24 protein-coding genes are annotated in these 22,367 nt (G+C 32.9%); 9 read left to right on the top strand and 15 right to left on the bottom strand.

All coding sequences use genetic code 11. The features are described from left to right. Nucleotides 1-3 precede the first annotated feature (3 nt). The 3 genes from CHB81_RS06430 to CHB81_RS06420 form a co-directional block, all read right to left on the bottom strand. Nucleotides 4-369, bottom strand: a complete 366-nt coding sequence (locus CHB81_RS06430) for a response regulator (RefSeq protein WP_089351067.1) — start codon at nucleotides 367-369, stop codon at nucleotides 4-6. A gap of 331 nt (nucleotides 370-700) precedes the next feature. Then, entirely contained in the window at nucleotides 701-4,270 is a 3,570-nt protein-coding gene (locus CHB81_RS06425) for a response regulator (protein ID WP_089351201.1), read from the bottom strand. A 114-nt stretch (nucleotides 4,271-4,384) separates the two neighbouring features. Continuing rightward, nucleotides 4,385-5,599 (bottom strand): response regulator, encoded by a 1,215-nt coding sequence (locus CHB81_RS06420; RefSeq protein WP_089351066.1) that lies wholly within the window; start codon nucleotides 5,597-5,599, stop codon nucleotides 4,385-4,387. 303 nt (nucleotides 5,600-5,902) lie between these two features. On the opposite strand from CHB81_RS06420, the gene CHB81_RS06415 reads away from it, so the two are divergent. Together CHB81_RS06415 and CHB81_RS06410 are read left to right on the top strand one after the other, a co-directional pair. Continuing rightward, nucleotides 5,903-6,751: an SDR family oxidoreductase gene (locus tag CHB81_RS06415; protein ID WP_089351065.1), complete on the top strand. Its 849-nt coding sequence runs from the start codon at nucleotides 5,903-5,905 to the stop codon at nucleotides 6,749-6,751. A 124-nt stretch (nucleotides 6,752-6,875) separates the two neighbouring features. After that, on the top strand, nucleotides 6,876-7,136 hold the full coding sequence (locus CHB81_RS06410) for a SemiSWEET family sugar transporter (protein ID WP_089351064.1): 261 nt from the start codon (nucleotides 6,876-6,878) through the stop codon (nucleotides 7,134-7,136). Nucleotides 7,137-7,389: 253 nt separating this feature from the next. On the opposite strand, the gene CHB81_RS06405 is transcribed toward CHB81_RS06410, so the two are convergent. Then, nucleotides 7,390-8,220 carry a hypothetical protein gene (locus CHB81_RS06405; RefSeq protein WP_089351063.1) on the bottom strand — a complete coding sequence of 277 codons (831 nt, stop codon included), beginning with the start codon at nucleotides 8,218-8,220 and terminating at the stop codon, nucleotides 7,390-7,392. Nucleotides 8,221-8,575: 355 nt separating this feature from the next. Further along, nucleotides 8,576-8,914 (bottom strand): hypothetical protein, encoded by a 339-nt coding sequence (locus CHB81_RS06400; RefSeq protein ID WP_089351062.1) that lies wholly within the window; start codon nucleotides 8,912-8,914, stop codon nucleotides 8,576-8,578. Nucleotides 8,915-9,051: 137 nt separating this feature from the next. Here CHB81_RS06400 and CHB81_RS27115 point away from each other — a divergent pair, with 137 nt between their 5' ends. Then, a complete protein-coding gene (locus tag CHB81_RS27115; RefSeq protein ID WP_254920988.1) occupies nucleotides 9,052-9,315 on the top strand; it encodes a hypothetical protein in 264 nt (87 codons plus the stop codon). 75 nt (nucleotides 9,316-9,390) lie between these two features. Beyond that, complete coding sequence (locus CHB81_RS27110) at nucleotides 9,391-9,720, top strand: ATP-binding protein (protein WP_369597369.1); 330 nt, start codon at nucleotides 9,391-9,393, stop codon at nucleotides 9,718-9,720. Nucleotides 9,721-9,894: 174 nt separating this feature from the next. Here the strand turns inward: CHB81_RS27110 and CHB81_RS06390 are convergent, their stop codons facing one another. Next, a complete protein-coding gene (locus tag CHB81_RS06390) occupies nucleotides 9,895-10,326 on the bottom strand; it encodes a response regulator (RefSeq protein WP_089351061.1) in 432 nt (143 codons plus the stop codon). A 249-nt stretch (nucleotides 10,327-10,575) separates the two neighbouring features. On the opposite strand from CHB81_RS06390, the gene CHB81_RS06385 reads away from it, so the two are divergent. Continuing rightward, entirely contained in the window at nucleotides 10,576-11,082 is a 507-nt protein-coding gene (locus tag CHB81_RS06385; RefSeq protein WP_089351060.1) for a pyridoxamine 5'-phosphate oxidase family protein, read from the top strand. A 436-nt stretch (nucleotides 11,083-11,518) separates the two neighbouring features. Here the strand turns inward: CHB81_RS06385 and CHB81_RS27265 are convergent, their stop codons facing one another. Next, on the bottom strand, nucleotides 11,519-11,737 hold the full coding sequence (locus CHB81_RS27265; RefSeq protein WP_176427495.1) for a DUF72 domain-containing protein: 219 nt from the start codon (nucleotides 11,735-11,737) through the stop codon (nucleotides 11,519-11,521). A 327-nt stretch (nucleotides 11,738-12,064) separates the two neighbouring features. Between CHB81_RS27265 and CHB81_RS06375 the strand changes: the two genes are divergently transcribed. Continuing rightward, nucleotides 12,065-12,376, top strand: coding sequence for a hypothetical protein (locus tag CHB81_RS06375; protein ID WP_089351058.1), 312 nt, complete (start codon nucleotides 12,065-12,067; stop codon nucleotides 12,374-12,376). Nucleotides 12,377-12,556: 180 nt separating this feature from the next. Next, nucleotides 12,557-13,072: a hypothetical protein gene (locus CHB81_RS06370; protein ID WP_089351057.1), complete on the top strand. Its 516-nt coding sequence runs from the start codon at nucleotides 12,557-12,559 to the stop codon at nucleotides 13,070-13,072. Between the two features lie 354 nt (nucleotides 13,073-13,426). Here CHB81_RS06370 and CHB81_RS06360 read toward each other — a convergent pair whose 3' ends face one another. The 3 genes from CHB81_RS06360 to CHB81_RS06350 all read right to left on the bottom strand — a co-directional run bounded on the left by CHB81_RS06360 (nucleotide 13,427) and on the right by CHB81_RS06350 (nucleotide 15,138). Next, nucleotides 13,427-13,588, bottom strand: coding sequence for a DUF1328 family protein (locus CHB81_RS06360; protein ID WP_089351055.1), 162 nt, complete (start codon nucleotides 13,586-13,588; stop codon nucleotides 13,427-13,429). 110 nt (nucleotides 13,589-13,698) lie between these two features. After that, on the bottom strand, nucleotides 13,699-14,784 hold the full coding sequence (locus CHB81_RS06355; RefSeq protein WP_089351054.1) for a DNA topoisomerase IB: 1,086 nt from the start codon (nucleotides 14,782-14,784) through the stop codon (nucleotides 13,699-13,701). 114 nt (nucleotides 14,785-14,898) lie between these two features. Beyond that, on the bottom strand, nucleotides 14,899-15,138 hold the full coding sequence (locus CHB81_RS06350) for a Rho termination factor (RefSeq protein WP_089351053.1): 240 nt from the start codon (nucleotides 15,136-15,138) through the stop codon (nucleotides 14,899-14,901). Nucleotides 15,139-15,906: 768 nt separating this feature from the next. Between CHB81_RS06350 and CHB81_RS06345 the strand changes: the two genes are divergently transcribed. Beyond that, a complete protein-coding gene (locus CHB81_RS06345; protein WP_089351052.1) occupies nucleotides 15,907-16,140 on the top strand; it encodes a hypothetical protein in 234 nt (77 codons plus the stop codon). A gap of 351 nt (nucleotides 16,141-16,491) precedes the next feature. Here CHB81_RS06345 and CHB81_RS06340 read toward each other — a convergent pair whose 3' ends face one another. Then, nucleotides 16,492-17,013, bottom strand: a complete 522-nt coding sequence (locus CHB81_RS06340) for a GNAT family N-acetyltransferase (protein ID WP_089351051.1) — start codon at nucleotides 17,011-17,013, stop codon at nucleotides 16,492-16,494. Nucleotides 17,014-17,228: 215 nt separating this feature from the next. Then, nucleotides 17,229-19,133 (bottom strand): HEPN domain-containing protein, encoded by a 1,905-nt coding sequence (locus CHB81_RS06335; protein ID WP_089351050.1) that lies wholly within the window; start codon nucleotides 19,131-19,133, stop codon nucleotides 17,229-17,231. A 241-nt stretch (nucleotides 19,134-19,374) separates the two neighbouring features. On the opposite strand from CHB81_RS06335, the gene CHB81_RS06330 reads away from it, so the two are divergent. After that, nucleotides 19,375-19,962: a DUF4142 domain-containing protein gene (locus tag CHB81_RS06330; RefSeq protein ID WP_089351049.1), complete on the top strand. Its 588-nt coding sequence runs from the start codon at nucleotides 19,375-19,377 to the stop codon at nucleotides 19,960-19,962. A gap of 121 nt (nucleotides 19,963-20,083) precedes the next feature. Here CHB81_RS06330 and CHB81_RS06325 read toward each other — a convergent pair whose 3' ends face one another. From CHB81_RS06325 to CHB81_RS06315, 3 genes are all read right to left on the bottom strand, one after another. Next, nucleotides 20,084-21,136 carry an NAD(P)-dependent alcohol dehydrogenase gene (locus CHB81_RS06325; protein ID WP_089351048.1) on the bottom strand — a complete coding sequence of 351 codons (1,053 nt, stop codon included), beginning with the start codon at nucleotides 21,134-21,136 and terminating at the stop codon, nucleotides 20,084-20,086. Between the two features lie 301 nt (nucleotides 21,137-21,437). Next, complete coding sequence (locus CHB81_RS06320) at nucleotides 21,438-21,854, bottom strand: cupin domain-containing protein (RefSeq protein WP_089351047.1); 417 nt, start codon at nucleotides 21,852-21,854, stop codon at nucleotides 21,438-21,440. 25 nt (nucleotides 21,855-21,879) lie between these two features. Further along, the gene (locus CHB81_RS06315; RefSeq protein WP_089351046.1) at nucleotides 21,880-22,365 is read right to left on the bottom strand and encodes a cupin domain-containing protein; all 486 of its coding nucleotides are present in this window, start codon (nucleotides 22,363-22,365) and stop codon (nucleotides 21,880-21,882) included. Nucleotides 22,366-22,367: the final 2 nt, after the last annotated feature.

The following is a 22,367-nucleotide window of genomic DNA, read 5'->3' as shown; positions in this document are numbered from 1 at the left end:
CGTTCAAATTTTACCTAAAATAAGCAGTAATTTATCTACATCTACCGGTTTCGAAATGTATTCGTCTGCTCCGGCTTCCAAACATTTTTCTTTATCGCCAACCATTGCCTGAGCGGTAACTGCTACAATAAATACCGATTCTCTTGACGGAATCTTTTTGATTAACGGAATGGCTTCGTAACCATCCATTTCAGGCATCATCATATCGATCAAAACGCCATCGATAACTGCATCTGATTCTAATAATTTCAAAGCTTCTTCGGCACTTAAACAAGACAAACAATCGTATGATTTTGCACGTAAAGTGTTTTCTAAAGCAAAAATATTTCTAGAATCATCATCAATAATTAAGAGTCTTTTTTTATTCATTTTCGTCTACTTTTTAAAATTAAGTTTGTTTTATTATGAGTTATTGTTGTTTTTTTTCGCCACGAATTGCACTAATTGTCACTAATTAATTGTTTACTGAATTCTTTTTTTGCCACAGATTTCAAAGATTCAAAGGATTTTTTTTCAATTAATATAAACAAAATCCTATCCTGTAATCTATAGTCTACAATCTTGCTTCTAAAGTCTTGCCTCTATAATCTTCCCTCCATAATCCATAATCCATAATCCATAATCTAAAGTCTAAAGTCTAAAATCTTGCTTCTAAAGTCTTGCCTCTATAATCTTGCCTCTATAATCTTTCATCTCTCCTCTAAATCTTATCATAAAGCCACACTCGCAGTAACGACAGCAGCTGGTCAATATCGACAGGTTTTGTAATATAATCCGAAGCTCCGGCTTTGATGCATTTCTCCCTGTCTCCCGTCATTGCTTTTGCTGTAACGGCAATTACCGGTAAATTCAGGAATTTCGGCATCATGCGTATCTTTTCGGCAGTTTCATAACCATCCATATTAGGCATCATCATGTCCAGCAAAACTACATCAGTGTCTGGATGTTCGTCCAGAATTTTAATAGCTTCTTTACCATCAAACGCAGTGATTACATTCATTTTAAAAACTTCTAAAGCTTTTGTCAAAGAATAAATATTACGTACATCATCATCTACAATCAGGACTTTTTTCTCGTGTAGAATATTGTTTAGTAAATTTAGTTTTTTATAACTTTCCTTTTTGTCCTTTCCGTCTTTTTTATCTTCTACTAAATGAAGAAAAAGCGAAACTTCATCCAGCATTCTTTGGTACGAATGAGCTGTTTTTACGATAATAGAATCCGCATATTTCTTAATTTTCACTTCTTCTTTCAAGGACAAACTCTTTCCTGTAAAAACAATTACCGGAAGATTCTCTAATCCCGGACTTTTCTTAACGCCGTCCAGAATCGCATACGCATGTTTATCCGGAATTCCCATATCGAGAATCACACAATCTACTTCTGTCTTGTTCAAAGCCTGTAAACCATCAGAAACTTCACTTTTTATCTCCGAATTTATATTATAGTTTTCTAAGAAAAAGGCTAATGCTTTGGCATGTTTTGGATTGTCTTCGATGATTAAAACCTTTTGTGCTTCTTTATTTATAATGTGTTCAATTCTCAAAAACACATCCGGAATTTTATCAAAAGCAACCGGTTTGTCTAAAAAATCTACGGCACCTTTCAATAAACTTTCTTGTTTTAGTTTGTGCGAAGACATAATATGAACCGGAATATGCTTGGTTTCGCTATGATTTTTCAATTCTTCCAGAACCTCCCAACCGCTTTTTATTGGCAATTCGATATCTAATAAAACGCCAACGGGTTTATACAGCAAAGTAAAGTTCAAAGCATAATCGCCACGCACGGAAACTACTCCTTTATAGCCTTTTTTTCTGGTAAAGGCTAAAAGTGATTTTGCAAAATTAATATCATCCTCTACAATCAAAATAACTTTATCGCCAGTGTTTATCGCATCCCTGTCGTCTTCTATTTCGTCAGGAATCGTTGCGCTTAAGTATTTGTTTTTTGTTGGAGTTTCTTTCTCTGCTTCTACTTCGGCAAATTCTGTTGGAGGAATTTTTTCGATATTCATCTTGTTAATCGCAGCTCCATAAACCGGAAGACATAGCGTAAACGTACTTCCTTCTTTGACTTTACTGTGCAGGATAATTTCTCCTCTAAGCAGTTTTGCCAACTCTCTACTAATTGACAATCCTAAGCCTGTTCCGCCATATTTACGTTTTGTAGAACCATCGGCTTGTTGAAAAGCTTCAAAAACCAAAGGCTGTTTGTCTAACGGAATTCCGATTCCCGTATCTTTTACAATAAAACAAATGATTTTATCATCGTCTGTATTAATCTTTATTTCTAAGCTTACCGTTCCTTTTTCTGTGAATTTAATCGCATTCGAAATCAGGTTTTTCAAAATTTGTTCCAGACGCATTTTGTCTGTTTTAATCACAATTGGTGCATCTTTAGAAATAATCTCAAACGTAATTCCTTTTTCTTTCGCCACCTGATTAAACAAATTCCACAACGTATCCGTGATTTCTTTGGTCGAAATATCTAAAAATTCAAGCTCCATTTTTCCGGCTTCAATTTTAGATAAATCCAAAATTTCATCAATTAATCCCAACAAACTATTTCCGGAACTCTGAATCACTTTTGCAAACTCGATTTCCTCATCGACCATACTTTTGTTATTATTTTCAGAAAGCAAACGGCTCAAAAGCAAAATCGAATTTAAAGGCGTTCTTAATTCGTGCGACATATTCGCCAAAAACTCTGATTTATAACGGGTTGTAAGTTCTAAAGCCTCCGATTTCTTTTGGATTTCATTGTTTTTTTCTTCTAATAAAATGCTTCTTTCAGATAATTCTTCATTGGTTTGCTCCAACTCTTCCTGCTGCACTCGAAGTTCCTCCTCAGAAGCCTGAAGTTTCTCTGTTTGCACTTCCAATTCGGCGTTAATAGCTTCTAATTCGGTGTGTTGCTGCTGAAGTTCTTCTGATTGCGATTTGGTTTCTTCCAATAATTCCAGTACTCGTTTTCTGTTTTGAGTAGATTTTATTGCAATTCCAATGTTATTTGAAACCGTTTTCAGAAACTCCAAATGCAAGTCCGAAAATCCGTAAATACTCGCCAATTCAAGCGCACCTTCAATTCTATTGTCAATCAACGGAACAGCCACAATATGCGTTGGTTTTATTTGTCCCAAAGCATAATTGATCTGAATATCGTCTGGAGATAAAGTCTTTAATTCTAATATTTTACCCGAGGTTATTGCTTGTCCTATTAAACCTTCACCTTTTTTAATTCTCTCGCGATTTTTACTCGGAATATAACTATATCCGCCAGAAACAGAAAGCTCATTATCTTCTAAAATATACAAAACTCCCGCGCTGCTATTGGTATATTGGCACACAAACTCGATTACATCTTTTGATAATTTAGGCAATAGTTTATCACCAAGCATTACATTATTAAGATTCGCAATTCCCGTTTGAAGCCATTCTTTTTGAGACAATAAATCGAAAGAGTTTTTTAGGGAAATTCCCATATTATTCAATGATTCACCAACACTTCCCAAAGCATCAGATTTAGTATCGTCTATGCGAATGTCATAATTCCCGTTCGAAATATTACTTGCAATTGTACTAATTAATTTGATTCTGTCTGCCGTTTCACGATCTTTTTTCTCTAACTCGTTTTGAAGTAAAGCACGCTCATTATAATCTTTTAAAATGCGAATCGAAAAAACAACCGAAATAACAAAAGCAATAATAAAAGCAACAATAATCAAGATAATACTGTAATTACCATATCGTTTTGAGTTCTCGCTTCTTTCTTTTAAAAGGGCTTGCTCCGTGGCTTCAATTTTTCGAATATTGGCGCGCAAATCGTTCATCATATTTCTCCCTTCATTGAGATCAAATGTAACGCCGTTCTTGCCTAATCGCTTTTTTACGATTTGATTATTCAGGTACTTAAAAAAATTGGCACGAAGCTCTTTCAGTTCTTTTAACTCTTTTTGCTGCGACGGATTATCAATGCTAAGTTCTGTTACTTTTTCAAAATAAGCAGCAGATTTTGCTTCGGCATCGTTATATCTTTCTATAAATTGCTCGTCTCCCGTGATTAAATATCCACGCATACTTGTTTGCGCTTCGGTAATAATTGCAGAACCTTCATTCAGATTATAAATAACTTCCTGAGTATGATTGACCCAAAAATTACTATTCAGTAAACTTTTGATACTCAAAAAAGAAGCAGTCGAACTGATCATTAATACTAGTAATGAAACTAATGAACTTATTAATAAATTCCTTTTAAAATTACTTTTCATGTTTTTTTGTTTCGGGTTTTCTTTCCTTATGTTTTTTCTTGCCACAGATTAAAAAGTTTTTTTTTCAAACATTTAATTTTCTAATCTTATAAATCCTTTAATCTTTGGCATATATTATCCGTATCTTAAAGGCAGGACAATAATAAAACTTGCGCCCTTGCCTATTTGACTTTTTGCTGTAATTAATCCGTTGTGTTTTTCGATTATTTTTTTGGCTATAGCCAGACCAATTCCAGTTCCTTCATAAGACTGGCGATCGTTTAAACTCTGAAAAATGATAAATATTCGATCCAGATAAATTTCATCAAAACCAATTCCGTTATCTTTTACTATGATTCGGCAAAATTTCCCTTCCGGGGAAGTTGGACTGTCAAATGATTTGTTTGCAATTAATTCCGAAGTGATTTCTATTAAAGGATGTTCTGAGTTTCCGGAGAATTTCAGTGCGTTTCCGATCAAATTCTGAAAAACCTGCCTCAACTGACTTGGAATACTGTCTATCGTAGGAAGTTCACTGGTTTTTATAGTGGCATTTTTTCGTTCGATGAGATAATCAAAATCCGAAAGTACTTCCTGCAAAACCACATTTAAGTCTGTTACTTCGGGTTTTACCTGCGATGATAATCTGGAATAAGCCAAAAGATCTGTAATTAAAGTCTGCATTCTTTCTGCCGATTTAATTGTTCGGTCTACATAATCAACTGCTTTTGCATCATTGGTCAAATAAAGCTCTTTGATTATTTTTATAAAGATTTGGATTTTTCGGATGGGTTCATTTAAATCGTGCGAAACAACCCAGGAAAATTGCTGTAATTCGTGATTTTTCATCTCTAATTCTTCGTTTTTCAAAACCAATTCTTTAGTTCTTTCCGCGATTTTAATTTCGAGATTATCCTGAGCTTCTTTTCTGATTTTGATTTCTTTAGAAAGAAGGTCTTTTATACCTTTTAATTCGTTTTGCTGTTCGTAAATCTTGAGAAATGTTTTTACTTTTAAAATCAGTAAATCAGTATCTACAGGTTTGGTAATGTATTCGACGGCACCGGTTTCATATCCTTTAAAAATATATTTCTTTTCGATATTTAGCGCCGAAAGAAAAATAACCGGAATATCTTTTGTCCGTTTGTTTCCCGAAAGAATTTTGACAACTTCAAAGCCATCAAGTCCCGGCATCTGAACGTCCATTATAATAAGACAATAATTTGTTTTGAGAATTTTCTTCAGGGCTTCTTCCCCAGACTCGGCAGTGTCTACATCGATATTATGCAGTTCTAATGTTTTTTTTAAGGCAATAATATTTGCCTTTATATCATCTACGATTAATACCATGCTGTTGTGGGGGAATAAAGCGTTATGGTTAAAATTGTTTTGGTTTGAAATTCATCCTGGGAAAATGTTATTTAGAAACAGCTGATCCTATTTTAAATAACGTCGGATAAACTCTCAAATTTATAAAAAAAATTGTACAGCTTATTTTTATCCATCTTAAAATTAGTTACATAATTCCCATGTTTACCTGTAATTTCTTCATTTTGTTTTTTTATTGCGATAATCTTAAAATCATTTCGGTTAATCTTTCTATGAGTCTTTATTTAATTTAGAATTCAATTATTACCCCTAAACTAAGATATCATGAAAAAGATAAAAATATTTCCGGAGCAAAAACAGAGCCTTCCGGGTCATGAGTATAAAATGAATCCCGAACCTGAAATCATACGAGAAAACTATGTGGGAAGCCGCAAACTCTTTAATAAAGTTGCTTTTATAACCGGCGGAGACAGTGGTATTGGCCGAAGCATTGCGGTACATTTTGCAAGAGAAGGCGCCAATATTGCAATTGTTTATCTAAAAGAGGATAAAGATGCACTGAAAACAAAGGAATTAATCGAGAAAGAAGGTCAAGAATGCCTTTTAATCAGTGGTGATTTAAAAGACGAAAAATTCTGTAAAAGTGCCGTAAAAAGCTGTCATACTTACTTTAAAAAATTAAATATCCTGGTCAATAATGCTGCAATACAATTTCCGCAAGATGAATTTGAAAAAATAACCTCGGCACAACTGCATAAAACGTTCGAAACCAATATTTATTCGTATTTCTATATTACCAAAGCGGCATTACCATTTCTTAAAGAAGGCGATACAATTATCAATACAAGCTCTGTCACAGCGTATCGTGGCAGCGAACACCTGGCAGATTACGCGAGTACAAAAGGTGCGATTGTAAGCTTTACAAAATCGCTCTCAACAATGTTGGTCAAAAGACAAATACGGGTAAATGGAGTTGCTCCCGGGCCTATTTGGACACCGCTAATTGTGGCGACTTTCGATAATTTATCTGATTTCGGAAAAAGTAATCCAATGGAAAGAGCCGGTCAGCCCTCAGAAGTTGCGCCAGCGTATGTGTTCCTGGCTTGCGAAGACAGTAGTTATATAACGGGACAATTTATACATATAAACGGTGGAGAATTGGTGAGTGGTTAAAAGTTTTTGTTTCAGGTTTCAGGTTTCAAGTTGCTTTGCGACTGGAACTATGACTGTGACTGAGACTGAAACTGAAACTGTAACCGCGACTAAAAAGCCTTAGCAACTCAGAACCTTAAAAAAAATGAACTTCATAGATATTATCGGTCTTTTTGCTGGAACTTGTGTTACTATATCGGTAATTCCGCAGATTTTAAAAATCTGGAAAACCAAGAAAGTAAAGGAGATTTCACTTAAAACATTCGGAATTCTGACCTTCGGAATTTTGATATGGATTATCTATGGTTTCCTAAAAAATGATTTACCCATAATTATCACGAACAGCGTTTCTCTTTGCCTGAATTTGATTATGGTTTATTTTATTGTTTATTACGAGAAAGAATGAGTTTTTTTTGCCACGAAGTCACAAAGGCACTAAGTAAAAAAAGTTTATTCCTGACCGCAAAACTTTGACAAAGGTTTGCGTAATCTTGATCGTTCCTCCGCAAGGATAAAAAAATAAAATCTGTTTAATCCGCGTCATCCGCGTGCCATTTCTCTCCTACAAAAAGTCATCCGCATGTCATTCCCTCACAATACAAAATAAAAAAAACAGCTCGTTAAAGCTGTTTTTTTTTAAAGAAGTGTATTAATACTTGTTAGCTAACTAATTTTTGATTGAATGGCTTGTACGACAGATGGTATTTTTCTTTGAAAATACGTGGCAAATAGTTTCGGCCAGCTAATCCGGCAGCATAAATTACTTCTGAAAGATTCATATGTGAGATTCTCTTAATTTCGTTGATTGGTTTGATTGCTAAATTCAAAAAATGATCAAACGTTTTTATGTAGTTATAACTATGTTGGGCTATCTCCAGTGCTATAATTTCTTTTAAGATTATTTTTTTGACTAAATTTCTAACAATTCCCTGTTGCGGAATTGTTTTTAATTCTCTCCATTTTTCGGCAACTTTATAATTCTCAGATGCGATATAAATATAATTTCCAGATTCGTTTCTGAATTTTCCTTTCAACTGAGAGATTACTTCTTTGCTTTCATCTTCCAGAGAATAAGCCGTTGGTATTCCAATCAATGAAAACTGAATGTGTTTGTGACTTTCAAAAGATAAAATACTATTAATCAACGAAGTGTTACTCAGAATTCCGGTTTGATTCTTTGCCAGGCTTTTTTTCTCGCCACTTACCCCAAAACTATGGGTTAAACTTCCGTTCTCACAATACGCAAAAAGGATTGGTGCAGACTGAGAAGATTCTATGCTTAAACTTACATCACAATTCAATACAAGATCAAAGGTCAAATGCGACATTTTGTTTTCAAAACAAACGCCGGTAATGGTTCCTTTTGCCCATTTTGACTTTATAACCAGGGTATATTCTTTATTATCGGTAATCAATTTACCATTAAAACTATCTTTAAGATCATTAAAAATAGTATCAAATCCTCCTGTATTTAAGTATAGTTTTTTCATTTTGGTTCCGTTTAAATAAAGTGGTTAGTACTTATTTACGTACAAAACCCAACTTTGGTTTTTATTCTATTTTAATAATTCAAATTTCGTACATATTGCAAATCAAACCCTTATACAATTTCAGAGAGATATTTCATAATTATTAGAATCGATTTTTTTTGCCACAAAGACACTAAGGCATAAAGAATTTTAAGCTTTACGGATTGCTTCAAGATTTGCAGGAAAGTATAATAACTTATTCAAAAATAACTTTGTGCCTTAGTGCCTTTGCGGCAAAGCCAAAAAAAGCAGCTGCTCCAGATAAATCTGAAACAACTGCTCCCCAGCAAAATAAAAATACTTCTCTACTTTTATTTTATGTAAGTTCGCTGATATCCGCGTTTTTAGCGTAGTTTGCTTTTGGAATATCTTTAAAAAATTCGGCTTCATCGAGATCCGCTGTTGGACCATATCCTAATAAATGGGTTCCCTTTTTCTGATCTTTTGTTTCGATTATGTACAAAATCGACATATCGTCAGGATCACTCATACCTTCATATCGATGGTGGGCTACGATATAAATTTCATCTGGCTGATAGGCATATTTTGTTTCAGAATCTAAAAGACATCCATTTTCAAATAGATAATTTGAAGTGTAGCCTTCATCCTGATACTTTTTTATATAATCGGTTTCGTGTTTTTGTTCTCTTTTCATGATTTCATGGTATTTAAGATTTCCTATAATCTATTTGTTTATCCAAATTTCATCATTGAAAACAAATAAGGTTAACTCAATAGATTTAATTTTTAGCTCATTCAAAAAATGAAACTAAACCAATAATTTATCATGATTTGCAGGAATATCTTCGAAAAATTCAACTTTTTGCCAGTCGATTAGCGGATTTAGACGAGCATAATATTTCGGCGAATGCCAAAACTTACCTCAGCCAAATTGAATTTGCAGCAAAAAGAATGCAGACTTTAATTCGGTATTTATTGACGTATTCCAGAACAAACTTGGCAAAATGTGTTTTTGTGAATGTAAATCCTGACGATATTGCCAAGGAGATAAAAAACGATTTTCCGGAATGTATTGAAGAGAAAACGCTCAGTTAACTTTTATCCTTTAGGCGAAATAACGGTAATTCTGTTTCAATTTAGGTAGTTATTGCATAATTTGACCACTAATGCATTAAAATTTTCCCGAAAGCACATTTACCGCATTTAGAAATTAAAGTCGAGAGAATCAAAGAAAACAAGGTTAAACAGCCTGTTGACTTTCCGGATCAGACTTGTCATCATCTTAGAATCTCCGATAACGGAACTGGTTTCGATGCTGAATACAAAGAACGCATCTTTGAAGTTTTCCAGCATTTAAACACCGAAAGCGAGTTTACAGGAACCGGAATTGGTCTTGTAATAGTAAAAATGATCTTCATAAACCATAAAGGAATTATTATAGCAAATGGACAAAAAGATAAAGGCGCTACTTTTGATATTTACATTCCTGAATTGCAGTAGTTTTTCAATTCTTAAAATTCTATTAAAACATATTCTTAAAGCTTCGGGTAATTCATTAAATTAAAAGCTTTTTATCAAATTATGCCTAATCTTTTTCTCGCTAAGACGCAAAGTCACATAGAAAAATGGAAGCAAACTTGGTGATTTCTAAGACTTTGTAAGAGAATCTGTAGTTTATATTTTATAAACAAATTCTTTTTCGCTTGGATTGAATTTCTGCCAATCGATTTCAAGTGCGTGTTCGATAGATCTAATGATATCTTTCATCAAAATAGGCTTTGTAATGAAGTAGTTAGCTCCCATATTTCGGCATTTTTCAATGATTCCGGGTTCGTTTGAAGTCGAGAAAATAATTACGGGAATATCATTTTTTTCTTCTGAGCTTTTAAGTTCTGCTAAGACATCAAAACCATTTTTACCAGGCATATTCAAATCCAAAAAAACAACATAAGGCGTTGGCGGTGGATTGTAAATAGCATTCAATAGTTTTTCTCCTCCAGTATACATCTGAAGTTTTATTTTTTTTGGCAATGATTCCACTGCATCTGCAAAAATGCTCAAATCGTCTTCGTCATCATCGGTATAAAAAATAGTAAATTCAGTCATGTGGTATTGTATAAATAAGTTGCAATATTCTCCAAATATAACTAAAATATTTCTTTTTAATTTCTGGCAAATTAAGTTTTTTAATTGGAATCTAATAAGTTTTAAATCGAATTCTATAACTTAAAAAAACAGAAATAAGCCAACTTTACTATTCTTAAGTTTTAAATGAAATCAACCCTTTTACCAATCAAAAAATGAGTTGTTTAAGGAATTCATTTTAACTAATAACTAACTAAAAAAAATAAAGTCATGGGAGATCATAAAGACCTTACGAACGAGTTTGCAGTAGACAAGATTAAGGATCTTGCGGCAAACATAAAAACATGTATGTTTTGTACTTACAACGATTACAGATTACTCTCGCGCCCAATGTCTGTTCAGAAAATCGATGATTTGGGCCAGCTTTGGTTTTTATCAGACCGAAACAGCAGTCATAATGCCGAAATTACACTGAATCCTACGGTTGAAATCTTCTTTTCGGAGCCTCACGATAAATTCCTAACGCTTCATGGAACCGCAAGTATTTCATACGATCGCGAAACAATTAAAGAATTATGGGATCCAATCGCTAAGGTTTGGATGCCTGGAGGCGAAGACGATCCTAATTTGAGCGTGATTAAAGTAGTTCCGGAAGACGGTTATTACTGGAACAATAAAAACGGAAAAATGACGGCTATTGCAAAAATGGCTGTTGCTCTGGTAAGCGGCAAAACTATGGATGACGGAATTGAAGGGAATTTAAAACTGCAGCGTTAGAAGATTTGACCGCAGAGTAGCTTAACCTCAAAGTTCGCAAAGATTTCGCAAAGCACGCAAAGTTTAATCTCATTGCGTGCTTTGTTTTTTTTTGCCTTAAGACTACTTTTTGTCATTTTTTTGTCATTCTGAGGAACGATGGATCACACTCGAAATTCGACAAAAGAGAAATCACACAAGAAAATCCACAAAGAAAATCCTCGTTTTTATTTCCGCACAATTAAAACATAAAAATTCTGATTTTAAATTAGTTACAATTGTTTATATAAAGTAATTATTTATACAAATAAAAGAAGTAAAACATCTTTGATTTTCCGTGAAGCCGAATATAAAACAATGAAAAATCTGCAAAAATTATATCCGTAATTCCGGATGACTGACGCTGCAAAATGTAATTTTGTTTTCTCGAAAAGCGCCCCCAAACTTCCTGATTCCATCAACTTTCATAACGAAATTCGGCTACATTTTTGAACTTTAAGTCCAAATTGCTAATAATTTGATTGAATTTTTCAGAACTAAAGTCATAACTCGGCGAAAGCTGAAATAAAACACATCCAAATTTCATTTTTAAGCCCAATTTGCAAACGTTATAAAAGTCGGAAATTAGGGTTTCATAATCTATAAATTTTCGGATACGAGTGATTTCTTTTGGCACTTTTACCGAAAAAATAAAATTTTATGACGCCTTTTCGCGCCAGTTTTCAAATGTTTTTACCATCAAGAAACCTATAAAAGCTTCTATTGAACTAACATAAGTTAAAATACTGGTAATAAAATCATAAGAACCTACAACCAGACAAAGTGTCAGGGTCTAAAATCCCCTTCAAAAGCTTATTATTCATCAAAGTAGTTATATAATTATAAATTAAAATTGCATTCTAAACACCTGCATATTATACAACGACAATTTAGAATTCTATAAGAGATTTTTTTCTTTCGTATGATAGATTTGTAGTATCAAAATTTTAAAAAATAAACTAAAATGAAAGCACATACTACAGATACTATTTATCAGGAAGCGATACTTTTTTTTCATGAACAATATCAAAAAGGACATTTAGACGTAGAAACTGCACTATTGATTGATAAAGCGATTGACGATCTACTTAAAACGGATAATATCACCCGAAACGAAAATATCCCAAATAAGGAACAAGTTGTAAATGAGGATGATTATATTCAAAATACAGAACAAGATGAGAATCTTATCGAGCCGGATGATTTTGACGACGAAGAACATATCGAAGACGAAGATCATTTTGACGATGATGATTTAGAAAGAAATGATAATTAATATTTAGAATAAAAACACCCAAAAAGACCGTTATTAATCTAACGGTTTTTTTTATGCAACATTGTTGCTTTAAAAAACAACTATCTGTTAATTATACAATTACGATATATAATTCTATAATACAATCCTCCCTTTTCAGTATTAGATTTGTATTATATGGAACTCTAAAAATTAAATATCATGAATACTACAGATAATAAATACAGCATGATTAAAGGAAATAAAGTTTTCGGAAATCAAAATAAGACCGATAGAAGCACTCTTATGAACGAAGAGCTGTATGATGTCGATGATATAAAAGAAAGCGATAATAACACCTCAGAAATCGCTCAGCGTGGCTATACGGTTAGAAACGGATACAACCCAAACAAACCAAATCCTGATCAAATTATAAATGAAGACGATTTAAACGATGATTTTCATTCAGAAAAAGATCTAAAACACGACAGCGAAGATTTATATCAGGAAGAATTAGATCTAAACGGCAAAAACGTTAGCGATGTTAACGATGAATTTGATAATCCATCAGACGTTCTCGAAGATGATTTTAATGAAACCGAGGATGATTTAGAAGATATCGATCAGGATGATGAAGAAGACGAAGAAGATGAAGAAGATGATGAATATATCGAAGACGACGTTCAGGAAGAAAAAGACAATGACGACTATCCGGACAATGATCCAAGGAAATTTTAGTTTTTTTTTAGGCTCAAAGGTTCAGAGGAAAAAAGCAAGATTATAGAGGTAAGATTATAGAGGTAAGACTAAAGATTAAAAAAATTAAAGGAGTAAAAGAACAAAGATTTAAAAAATCATGTTCTTTTACTCCTTTAGTCTTTCCTCTTGCTTCTATAATCTTGCTTCTTTCCTCTATAATCTTGCTTCTTTCCTCTATAATCTTACCTCTTGCTTCTATCAATCTTTCCTCTAAGCTCCACAAAACCTCTTGTAAGCACCGCTCTTTGTTCCCATAATTCTTTTTTTTAATGCAAACGGCACATTTACCGAGATATATGTGCCGTTTTTTACTTGTTATTTATTTAACTGAGACTAAACACTTCTTCTTCCGCTAATTAGTGATATAACGAATAAAACTATGAATATGAAGAATAAAACTTTAGCAATACTTGCTGCTCCGGCGGCGATTCCGCCAAAACCAAATATTCCGGCTATAATAGCAAGAATAACAAAAATGACTGTATAACGTAACATAAGCTTGTGATTTTAGTTGATTACTGATTTTGTTTGTTACTCAAATTTCATGCTTTTTAAAGAGATGCATTAACTCAAAACATTATTTTCTTAGCGCTATTAAACCTATTTTAAGACAAATTGATTTGATAGTTCTGTATTAATTCTGAAAAGGCTATTTCGCTATGCGAAAAATTAGCTTTATTGCTTCGGCATTTTTTGGCACGATCAAAATATTGCTGAATCGAACCGTCTTCATAAGTCGAAACCAATAATGGATGAACGTAATAATTTCGGCATACATTTCTGGTATTCCCCAAAGCTTCCGCCGTGATATCAAAAGCAGCTAAAATGTTCTTTTTGATTTCTTTTTCGTCACTTGTAGTTCCAATTTCCATAAGAGTTTCAAAAAAGACAATCGATGCAGACCAGGTTCTGAAATCTTTGGCACTAAAATATTCTCCCGAAATATCGTGCAAATATTCATTGACCATATGACTGTCCAAAACCTTTCTTTCGCCATTTTTATCGTAATATTTAAAAACTTCCCAACCCGGAATTTCCTCACATCGACTCACCAATTTTACCAATTGTTTGTTTCGGGTTGTGATCGTGTGTTTTTTTCCTTTTTTTCCTATGAATTCAAACTTCAGGGAGTTTTTATTGATGTTGATATGGCGTTTTCTTAAAGTCGAAAGTCCGTATGATTTATTGTCTTTGGCATATTTTTCGTTCCCAATTCTAATGTGGGTTTCTTCCATAAGCCTGATCACCAAAGCGATTACTTTTTCTTTTGACCATTCTTTTTGTTCCAAATCTTCGTCAACTTGTTTTCTGATCAAAGGCAATTTCGTTCCAAATTCAGCTATTTTGTAGAATTTAGTCTGATTTCTAATCAAATTCCATTTAGGATGGTATCTGTATTGTTTTCGGTTTTTATCGTCTAAACCTACGGCTTGCAAATGCCCGTTTGGCAAGTCCGAAATCTGAACATTCTGCCAAGCCGGCGGAAGAACCAAACTCCTAAAACGTTTCAATTCGCTTTTTTGCTTAATGCAACGACCGTTCTTTTTATAAACAAAACCATCTTCGCCCTCACATCGTTCAATTGGCAATTTTTGATTGTTTATGTAAACTAAATCTAATTTTTCGATCACTAAATGTGGCGTATTAATTAGCTCATTCATTAGTTTCTCGGTTTTGGCTGCTGCATTCATGTTCATTAATTTTATATATTTGCCACTCCAGATAATTATCGGGATAAAAGACTTAAAAGATTATTTCCGGTATTCAATTCATCTTCTCATCTGTGGCATATTCCTGATTCAATTTTAATTATTGCGCAAGGAGTAAATAAGGTTCTTCTTAGACATATAAGAACGTCCCGCAATTCCAACTCTTCGTGCTTGTTGATACAATTCGGCTTTCGTCCATTCATCATAAGGTTTCGCTTTTCCTCCTTTTACACCGGCATCTGGCGTATTGGCAATTCGAGCCGATTTCTCTTTACTATATCCTTTTTCTAAAAGTGCTCGATATTGTTCTTCGTTTTTAATTCTTGGATCTGGCATGACTTGAAAATTTGAGGTTAATAATTCTGTCAATATGTTATTCCAAAATTCGTTTATAAAAAAGTGTTTCTTGTTATAGAATTCTTGCAATAATTTTCATAATTAACTACAGATCATGTTTTTAAAATCAGTATAAAAAAAAATGTTCCATCGGAACATCTCATTGGTAAAAAAAATAAATACGACGTTTTTTTCGTTCCGTAGGAACGTTTGATTTTATTAATACATATGGATTACATACACAATTTGTCAAACGTCCCAATGGGACGATATTTCTCACGATGCATTTTTCTACCGATGAGATGTTCCGATGGAACAATTTTTTTTGGCTAAAATTTGAATTAAATTCCTTGTCATCTTGAAGGAACTCGAAGAATTAGAAGCTATTTCCTGCTGTCCTTCCAATCTTTTGTGCCGAACCCCGGCACAAAAGGATTTTCCCTCCCATCAGGGCTAGGGCAATTGGTTTCATCAGAAGATTTAGTCTATTATCATTTTATTGAGTACATTTTTTTGTAACATTACATTAGAAATCCTGAAAACATTGGCGATCATAATAAAGTAGTATTAATTTGAATATTAGATGGTAAAATCCACAAGAATAAAGAAAGATTTTTCTTATATTTACCGTTCTTAAACTACGACCTTAAGAACTATTAGACTTTGCCCTTGTATTATGTGTGCGGTATCGGAAACGACCTGTAATCGCTGTCGTAGGCGTTAGGATCACTAATATACAAGGGCTTTTATTCTTAAAACTACGATATTATGAGTACAAACACCCTTTCAAAAGAAGCCGAAGCAAGGCTAAAAATTTTCTTTAACCACACAATCGATCCAAAAGACATGGCTAAAGCAATAAGGCAAGCCAATTATCTATTAACTCTTGGAATTATGCGGGAAGATAAAACGCTTCAAAACGAAATCATCAACTTAGAAAACAGCTTTTATTGGCTAAACGAATTAGCCGAAATTTTAAATCCTTATTTGGATAAAGAATAATTCTTTGATCACATATTTCAATTTTACAACAACAAAAAAAGCCTCGATCTTAAAAAATCAAGGCTTTTTGTTTGTTGCGCTAGTGCGAGCGCAATGTCACTAAGTTAAGGAAAAAACTATAAAATTACTTAAAAGTTTAATCAAGAAAGTAATTAGAAAAATCCGTTTTCATCAGCGTTTTCGCTTTAGCGAATCAGTAAAATCAGCGTCTAATTTCGACGCGGATAAAACAGATTTACTTCGTAAAAACGCGGATAAAAACGGATTTGATTTACAATAATTTTATTTTCTAAAAGCTTAACTTAATGACATTGCGCTCGCGCCAGCATATGAAATTAGAAATTTTATAATCTAGCTTTCGTGTGAAGGAAACAAATAAGCAAAAACATCAAAATCGGCATTATTAAATTTAAAACTGCTTACTTTTTTAATTCCCATTTTTTCATGTGCTCTCAAAGACGCTTCGTTATCGCTTTTAATAAATAAGATTCCTTCGCGATTGGGTTCTTTTTGCAGAAGTTCCTGAAACATCAATTGCGCCAAACCTTTTCCGCGTTGCGTATTACTAACACAAACAGGACCATAAATATACGAATCAGGATTTGCTTTATAAGAAGTAAACATTGCGTCGACAATGGCTAAATTTCGTTTTTTATTCACGATTTGAGAAGTCGTCAACAAAAAACCAACAACCTCATTGTCAACAATTGCAACAATCTGAGGCATATCGCTCATCATTTCCTGAATTTGTTCCGGCGTAAGTTCTGCCGATAAACTTCCGCCTTGAGCGATTTGATTCTCTTTCTGAAGTTTTATAATTCCAGGTAAATCTGAAAGTGTTGCTGTTTTTATAATGATATTCAGTTCTTTCATAAAACTAAGATATGATTATTATTAATTTTCTCTTATCATTTTATTGATTGCATTTTTGTAACATTACAATAGAAAACCTCAAAAACAAATAATAATCGTAAGAAAGTAGGAGCTTTTTTTGTTTGTTATATTTTCTCTGATGCTAGCGCGAGCGTCCCGCTCGTGACCACAAAGAATGGAAAATAATCTAATGTATTTAATATGTCCTTTAAATTTTATTTGTTAAAAATATCAAATTTGCCAATTTCTATTTCATTTTCAAAGTGCTCTCTCTTAAAATGAATTTTTAAAATTATATCACTCAAACTTCTATCTTCTTCTAAATTTCGTATAACTGATCTCAGAAAATTACCTGAAAACTGTTCAATTTTCCAAACATGATATTCAAGCAAGGAATTATCAAAATGAGCATTGTGCACAACTAAATTTCTCAATCTATAAATCATAAGGATATCATTCTGAATTTGCTCAATTTGTTCTTGAATTATCTTTTTAGTTGTTTTAATATCTTTATAAAATTTTAAAGTCTTTTCAATTTCTTCTAAAAAAAATGGATTTATTTCATAGATTTTAATTTCTTCCAAAGAATTGATAAATTCTTCAAGATAAATTTTTTCTCCCTTTTTTTTATTTAATTGTGCTTTTTGAATAAGTTCATTTGGCAAAGATAATTTTGGTTTATAAAATGCGTGATTCACTTGGTTGTTATAATGGCGATATAAATCCCAGCCATAATTATAAATAAATGCAAAAATTTGATTAGAAGCTATTATTTCTTGAATAATATGAAATTTACTGTTCTTATTTTTTTTTAGAACATCTGACAAAATTTCTTTTTCAAAAAACAAATTCTCAATAGAAATCCAAAAGTTCAAAAGCTTATCTTCATCTTTTCTTGACTCTTGAGCCTTTCTATACCAATGAAGCGCATTTTTTATTTTCCATACTGCTTTATTATTTGAATTTTCTACCCAAAGAATGCCTTTATCAATTAGCTCATCAAATATCTTTACTGTCGTTAAATCTAACGCCTCTAAATGTTTGGAAAAAACTTGTCTTTTATCTGTTCCACTTCCAAAATACTTCCAAGAATTATCCTTAACAATAACATAATTTGATATATCAATTTCTAAGGCAGTATTATTATTATAATAGCAAGAGATTAAATCTAAAGAATTTTCCATTTTATTTATAGCTTGCTTTAGAGAAGATCTTGGTTTTAAATAATCAACCTCAACAGCCGCTTGCAAAAATCGATCAATTTCTTCTCTATCCTGTTGGAGATTTTCATAGTCCTCAGTTGGATTATCCGGCATATTAGTAAATCTTTTACTGTTTAATGAATAAAATGTAACGCCGCCAATTTCAACAACTGTATCACCTTTTAAACCTTCAACTATAAATATATAATAAACTTTTTCGGTTTTTTTATAATATAAATTAGATAATGATAATAATCTTTCTCTCGAGGTTAGAGTATCCATAAGATCGCGAACTTCGGCATAAAATTTGGGATCTACTTCATCTTCTGCTATCCAATAATTCTCATAATCAATTCCATGTGGAAAATTGGTAAAGACCCTAATTTTATCTGAGTTTTCATACTCATATTCATCAAAAATATATTCAGCAAACTTTTTTATATCATCCAAAGAATAGTTTCTTTTTATAAATTCTATAATCAGAACTTCACTTAAATATTTGCAAGACTTTATAAAATCATTAGTTATCTCTTCTTCAAGGATTAAAGAATCAACCAGTAATATTAACGACTTATCAAAATAAAAACCACTTTCAAAATTATTTCTTATATCATTTAAAGCTTCCAAAAGATAATTAAATTTTGGAGGTTCAAAATTCTTTCTTACTATATTAAATTTTGATCTCATTTCTTTCTTTATAACTTGATCGTTATCTATAAAAAAATTTAATCTGTTATATAGAAATTTTTTATTATCCAAATTTTGAAAATGATTTTCTTCAATTTCAACAATTATATCTTCAACAAGAATGTGCGGACTATATAAATTTAATCCAAATGCACTTTTTTTTAAAAAATTTTTTATTAGATCCTGCCAAAGTTCTGTCCAAAAATTTATTCGTTGTTCTGAGTATTTCATTTATTAGTATTATTTTTTAAAATCTAAATTAAATGTTTAAGGTAATTATAAATCACCAAATTTTTCATGAAATTTTATTTTACGTATAAATTAATATTGCTATTATTAATTATTTACAATTTTTTTATCAACAAAATGTATATGTTCTTCATCCAAATCCTGTAACATTATCTAAAAATGCTGTAAGACATTCTTTTACAATCTCGATAATTTTACATTATAACATTTAAACTATAAAATCATGAAAAGAATACTAATAGCCGGAAAAGCAATTTTGGGAGCGGGATTAATTATACTATTTCTGAATTCTTGTAAAAATGAAACCAAACAAGAAGATCCAAAAGAAGTTGCTGAAGACACAAACGAAGCCAAATTTGACTCTATTGCGGAGAAAAAAGATGATTCGGAATTTTTAGTAGATATCGCAGAAGTGAATCTTGCTGAAATCGAAATCGGAAAACTGGCACAAACAAAAAGTACCAATCCTGAGGTGAAGAAATTTGGAAAAATGCTCGTTGATGAACATACCAAATCGGCTTCTGAAGTTAGTGCTTTGGCAAAAGCCAAAAACTTCACTTTACCTTCTTCGATTACCGAAGATGGAAAAGAGGAATACAACAAACTAAATGAAAAATCTGGTCTTGATTTTGATAAAAAGTTCGCTGATATGATGATCGACGGACACGAAAAAGCAATTAAAGAATTGACTAAGGCTTCTGAAGAAGCCAAAGATCAAGATGTAAAGCTTTGGGCGTCAAATAATATTTCGGCTCTTACAGCTCATTTGGAGCACGCCAAAATGTTGAAACAGGATTTGGATAAAAAATAGGTCTTTTTAAAGTTATAAAGGTGCAGAGGCACAAAGGTTCAAAGTTTTAAATTGGAAACTTACCTTTGTGTCTCTGCACCTTTTTTTTGCTTTGATCCTCTGAACCTTTGAGCCTTTGAACCTATTTCAAAGAAGCCATATCAATTACAAAACGGTATTTAATATCTCCTTTTAGTAACCTTTCGTAAGCGTTGTTTACCTCATCAACACCAATTATTTCGATGTCGGCAGTGATGTTGTGTTCTGCACAGAAGTCAAGCATTTCCTGAGTTTCTGCAATTCCGCCAATAGCAGATCCGGCAAAACTTCTTCTTCCTAATAAAAGACTAAATGAAGTTACTGGAAGTGGTTCCATAGGCGCGCCAACTAACGTAAGCGTTCCGTCTACTTTTAGTAAATTCAAATACGAATCGATATTATGCTCTGCCGATACGCAATCTAAGATAAAGTTCAGTGTTTTGGCATATTTTGCCATTTGCTCCGGATCTGTAGATAAAACCACTTCATCTGCTCCAAGACGTTTTGCATCTTCGGTTTTTGACAATGAAGTTGTGAAAACTACCACATGAGCACCCATTGCTTTTGCCAATTTGATTCCCATATGTCCTAAACCGCCAATACCAACGATTCCTACTTTTTGTCCGGGACCAACTTTCCAGTGTTTTAGCGGAGAATAAGTGGTGATTCCGGCGCACAGTAATGGTGCAACTCCAGCAAGATCCAGTTTGTCTGAAATATGTAATACATAATTTTCATCGACTGTAATACTTTGAGAATATCCTCCAAAAGTTTGTCCGCCTAAATGTTTGTCAGGAGAATTGAATGTTAGAGTACTTCCTTCATCACAAAATTGCTCTAAATCATTTTTGCAATGCTCACATTCTCTACAAGAATCGACCATACAGCCTACTCCGGCTAGATCTCCAACTTTGAAATGTTTTACGTGATCTCCAACTTTTGTTACTCTACCAACAATTTCGTGTCCGGGAACTATTGGATAAACCGTTCCGTGCCACTCGTTTCTGGCAGAATGCAAATCTGAATGGCAGATTCCGCAATATAAAATTTCGATTTCTACATCGTGCGCTAATACACCTCTGCGTTTGATGTCTAATGTTTGTAACGGGGCTTCTGCAGCTTCTGTACCAAAGGCTTTTATGTTTTTTGTTTCCATGAAAATGTTTGTTTTAAGTTTTTTTGTTTCAGGTTTCAGGTTTCAAGTTTGAGTTCGCCACGAAAACACTAATACGCTAAGTTTTTTTCTGTTTCTCGCAGATTTTGCAGATTGAGCAGATTTTTTCTGTTCTGTTGTCTGGGTTTTCTGTGGAATACGTTATCAAATCTTTGCGGAGCTACTTGTGGAGATCCTTCGTTCGGGATGACAAAAATGAGCAGACTAATTTTGAATTAAAATCATTAAATTGAAATTCATTATTAATCAAGTTTCAGAATTATCAAATTGCCAGATTTTCTAATTATCTAATTGAGCTATTCCCAAAACTATAATACTCTTCATCTGTAACGCTTTCCAGCCATATTCCTTTTCCTTTGTCAATTTCTGTGATAATGGAAATGTGCGAAAATTTACTGAAAGGTGTTGCGCCATACCAATGTTCTACATTTGGTAAAATAGTAACAACTTCGTCTTTATGTAGTAATCGAATTGCGCTGCCTTTTTCCTGAAAATAACCAATTCCGTCTGTTGCAATAAGCATTTGCAAACTAGAATTGATGTGCCACTTGCATCTTGCGCCGGGTTCAAAGGCAACTTCTTTGATTACGGTATTATCGGGATGAATATTACTGGTTTGTTTTTTATAGGAAACATCGCCAGTCATAAATGTATTTGGGATTTTTCCTTCTTCAATAACTGAGGTATAAAGTGTTGACATAAAAATGATTTTTTGAGATTGATTTTTAATTTAAAAATGATCTGACAATACCCTGTAATTTATTTGTCAGACTCGAACAACACTTTTTCTTTAATTGTTTAAAGCTATTGTATTGTTCATCGGTTACCGGTTCAAGCCAGTCTACAATACCTTTTTCTGTATTTGTACTGATTGCGATATGAGTAAATTCGCCATCTGGAGAAGCTCCGTGCCAATGCTTAATTTCGGGCTGAATGTTTACAACATCACCTTCTTTTATTAATTGAATTGGTTTGCCAACTTCCTGATAATAACCTGTTCCTTGGGTAACGATAAGAATTTGTCCGCCTGGATGTGTATGCCAATTGTTTCTTGCTTTTGCTTCGAAAACTACATTTCCAACGGCTGTATGTAAAACCGGATCATTTGGAACTAACATCTTCACCCATGCTTTTCCTGTAAAATAATCCGCTGAAGCTAAATCCCCTTTTGGGAAAATAGATTCATTTAATTGATTTTCTGGTTCTTTCATAA

The sequence above is a fragment of the Flavobacterium sp. ov086 genome (assembly GCF_900187965.1).
Classification (GTDB): domain Bacteria; phylum Bacteroidota; class Bacteroidia; order Flavobacteriales; family Flavobacteriaceae; genus Flavobacterium.
The sequence above is the reverse complement of the archived record's forward strand: the minus strand, read 5'-3'. Positions and strand labels throughout refer to the sequence as shown.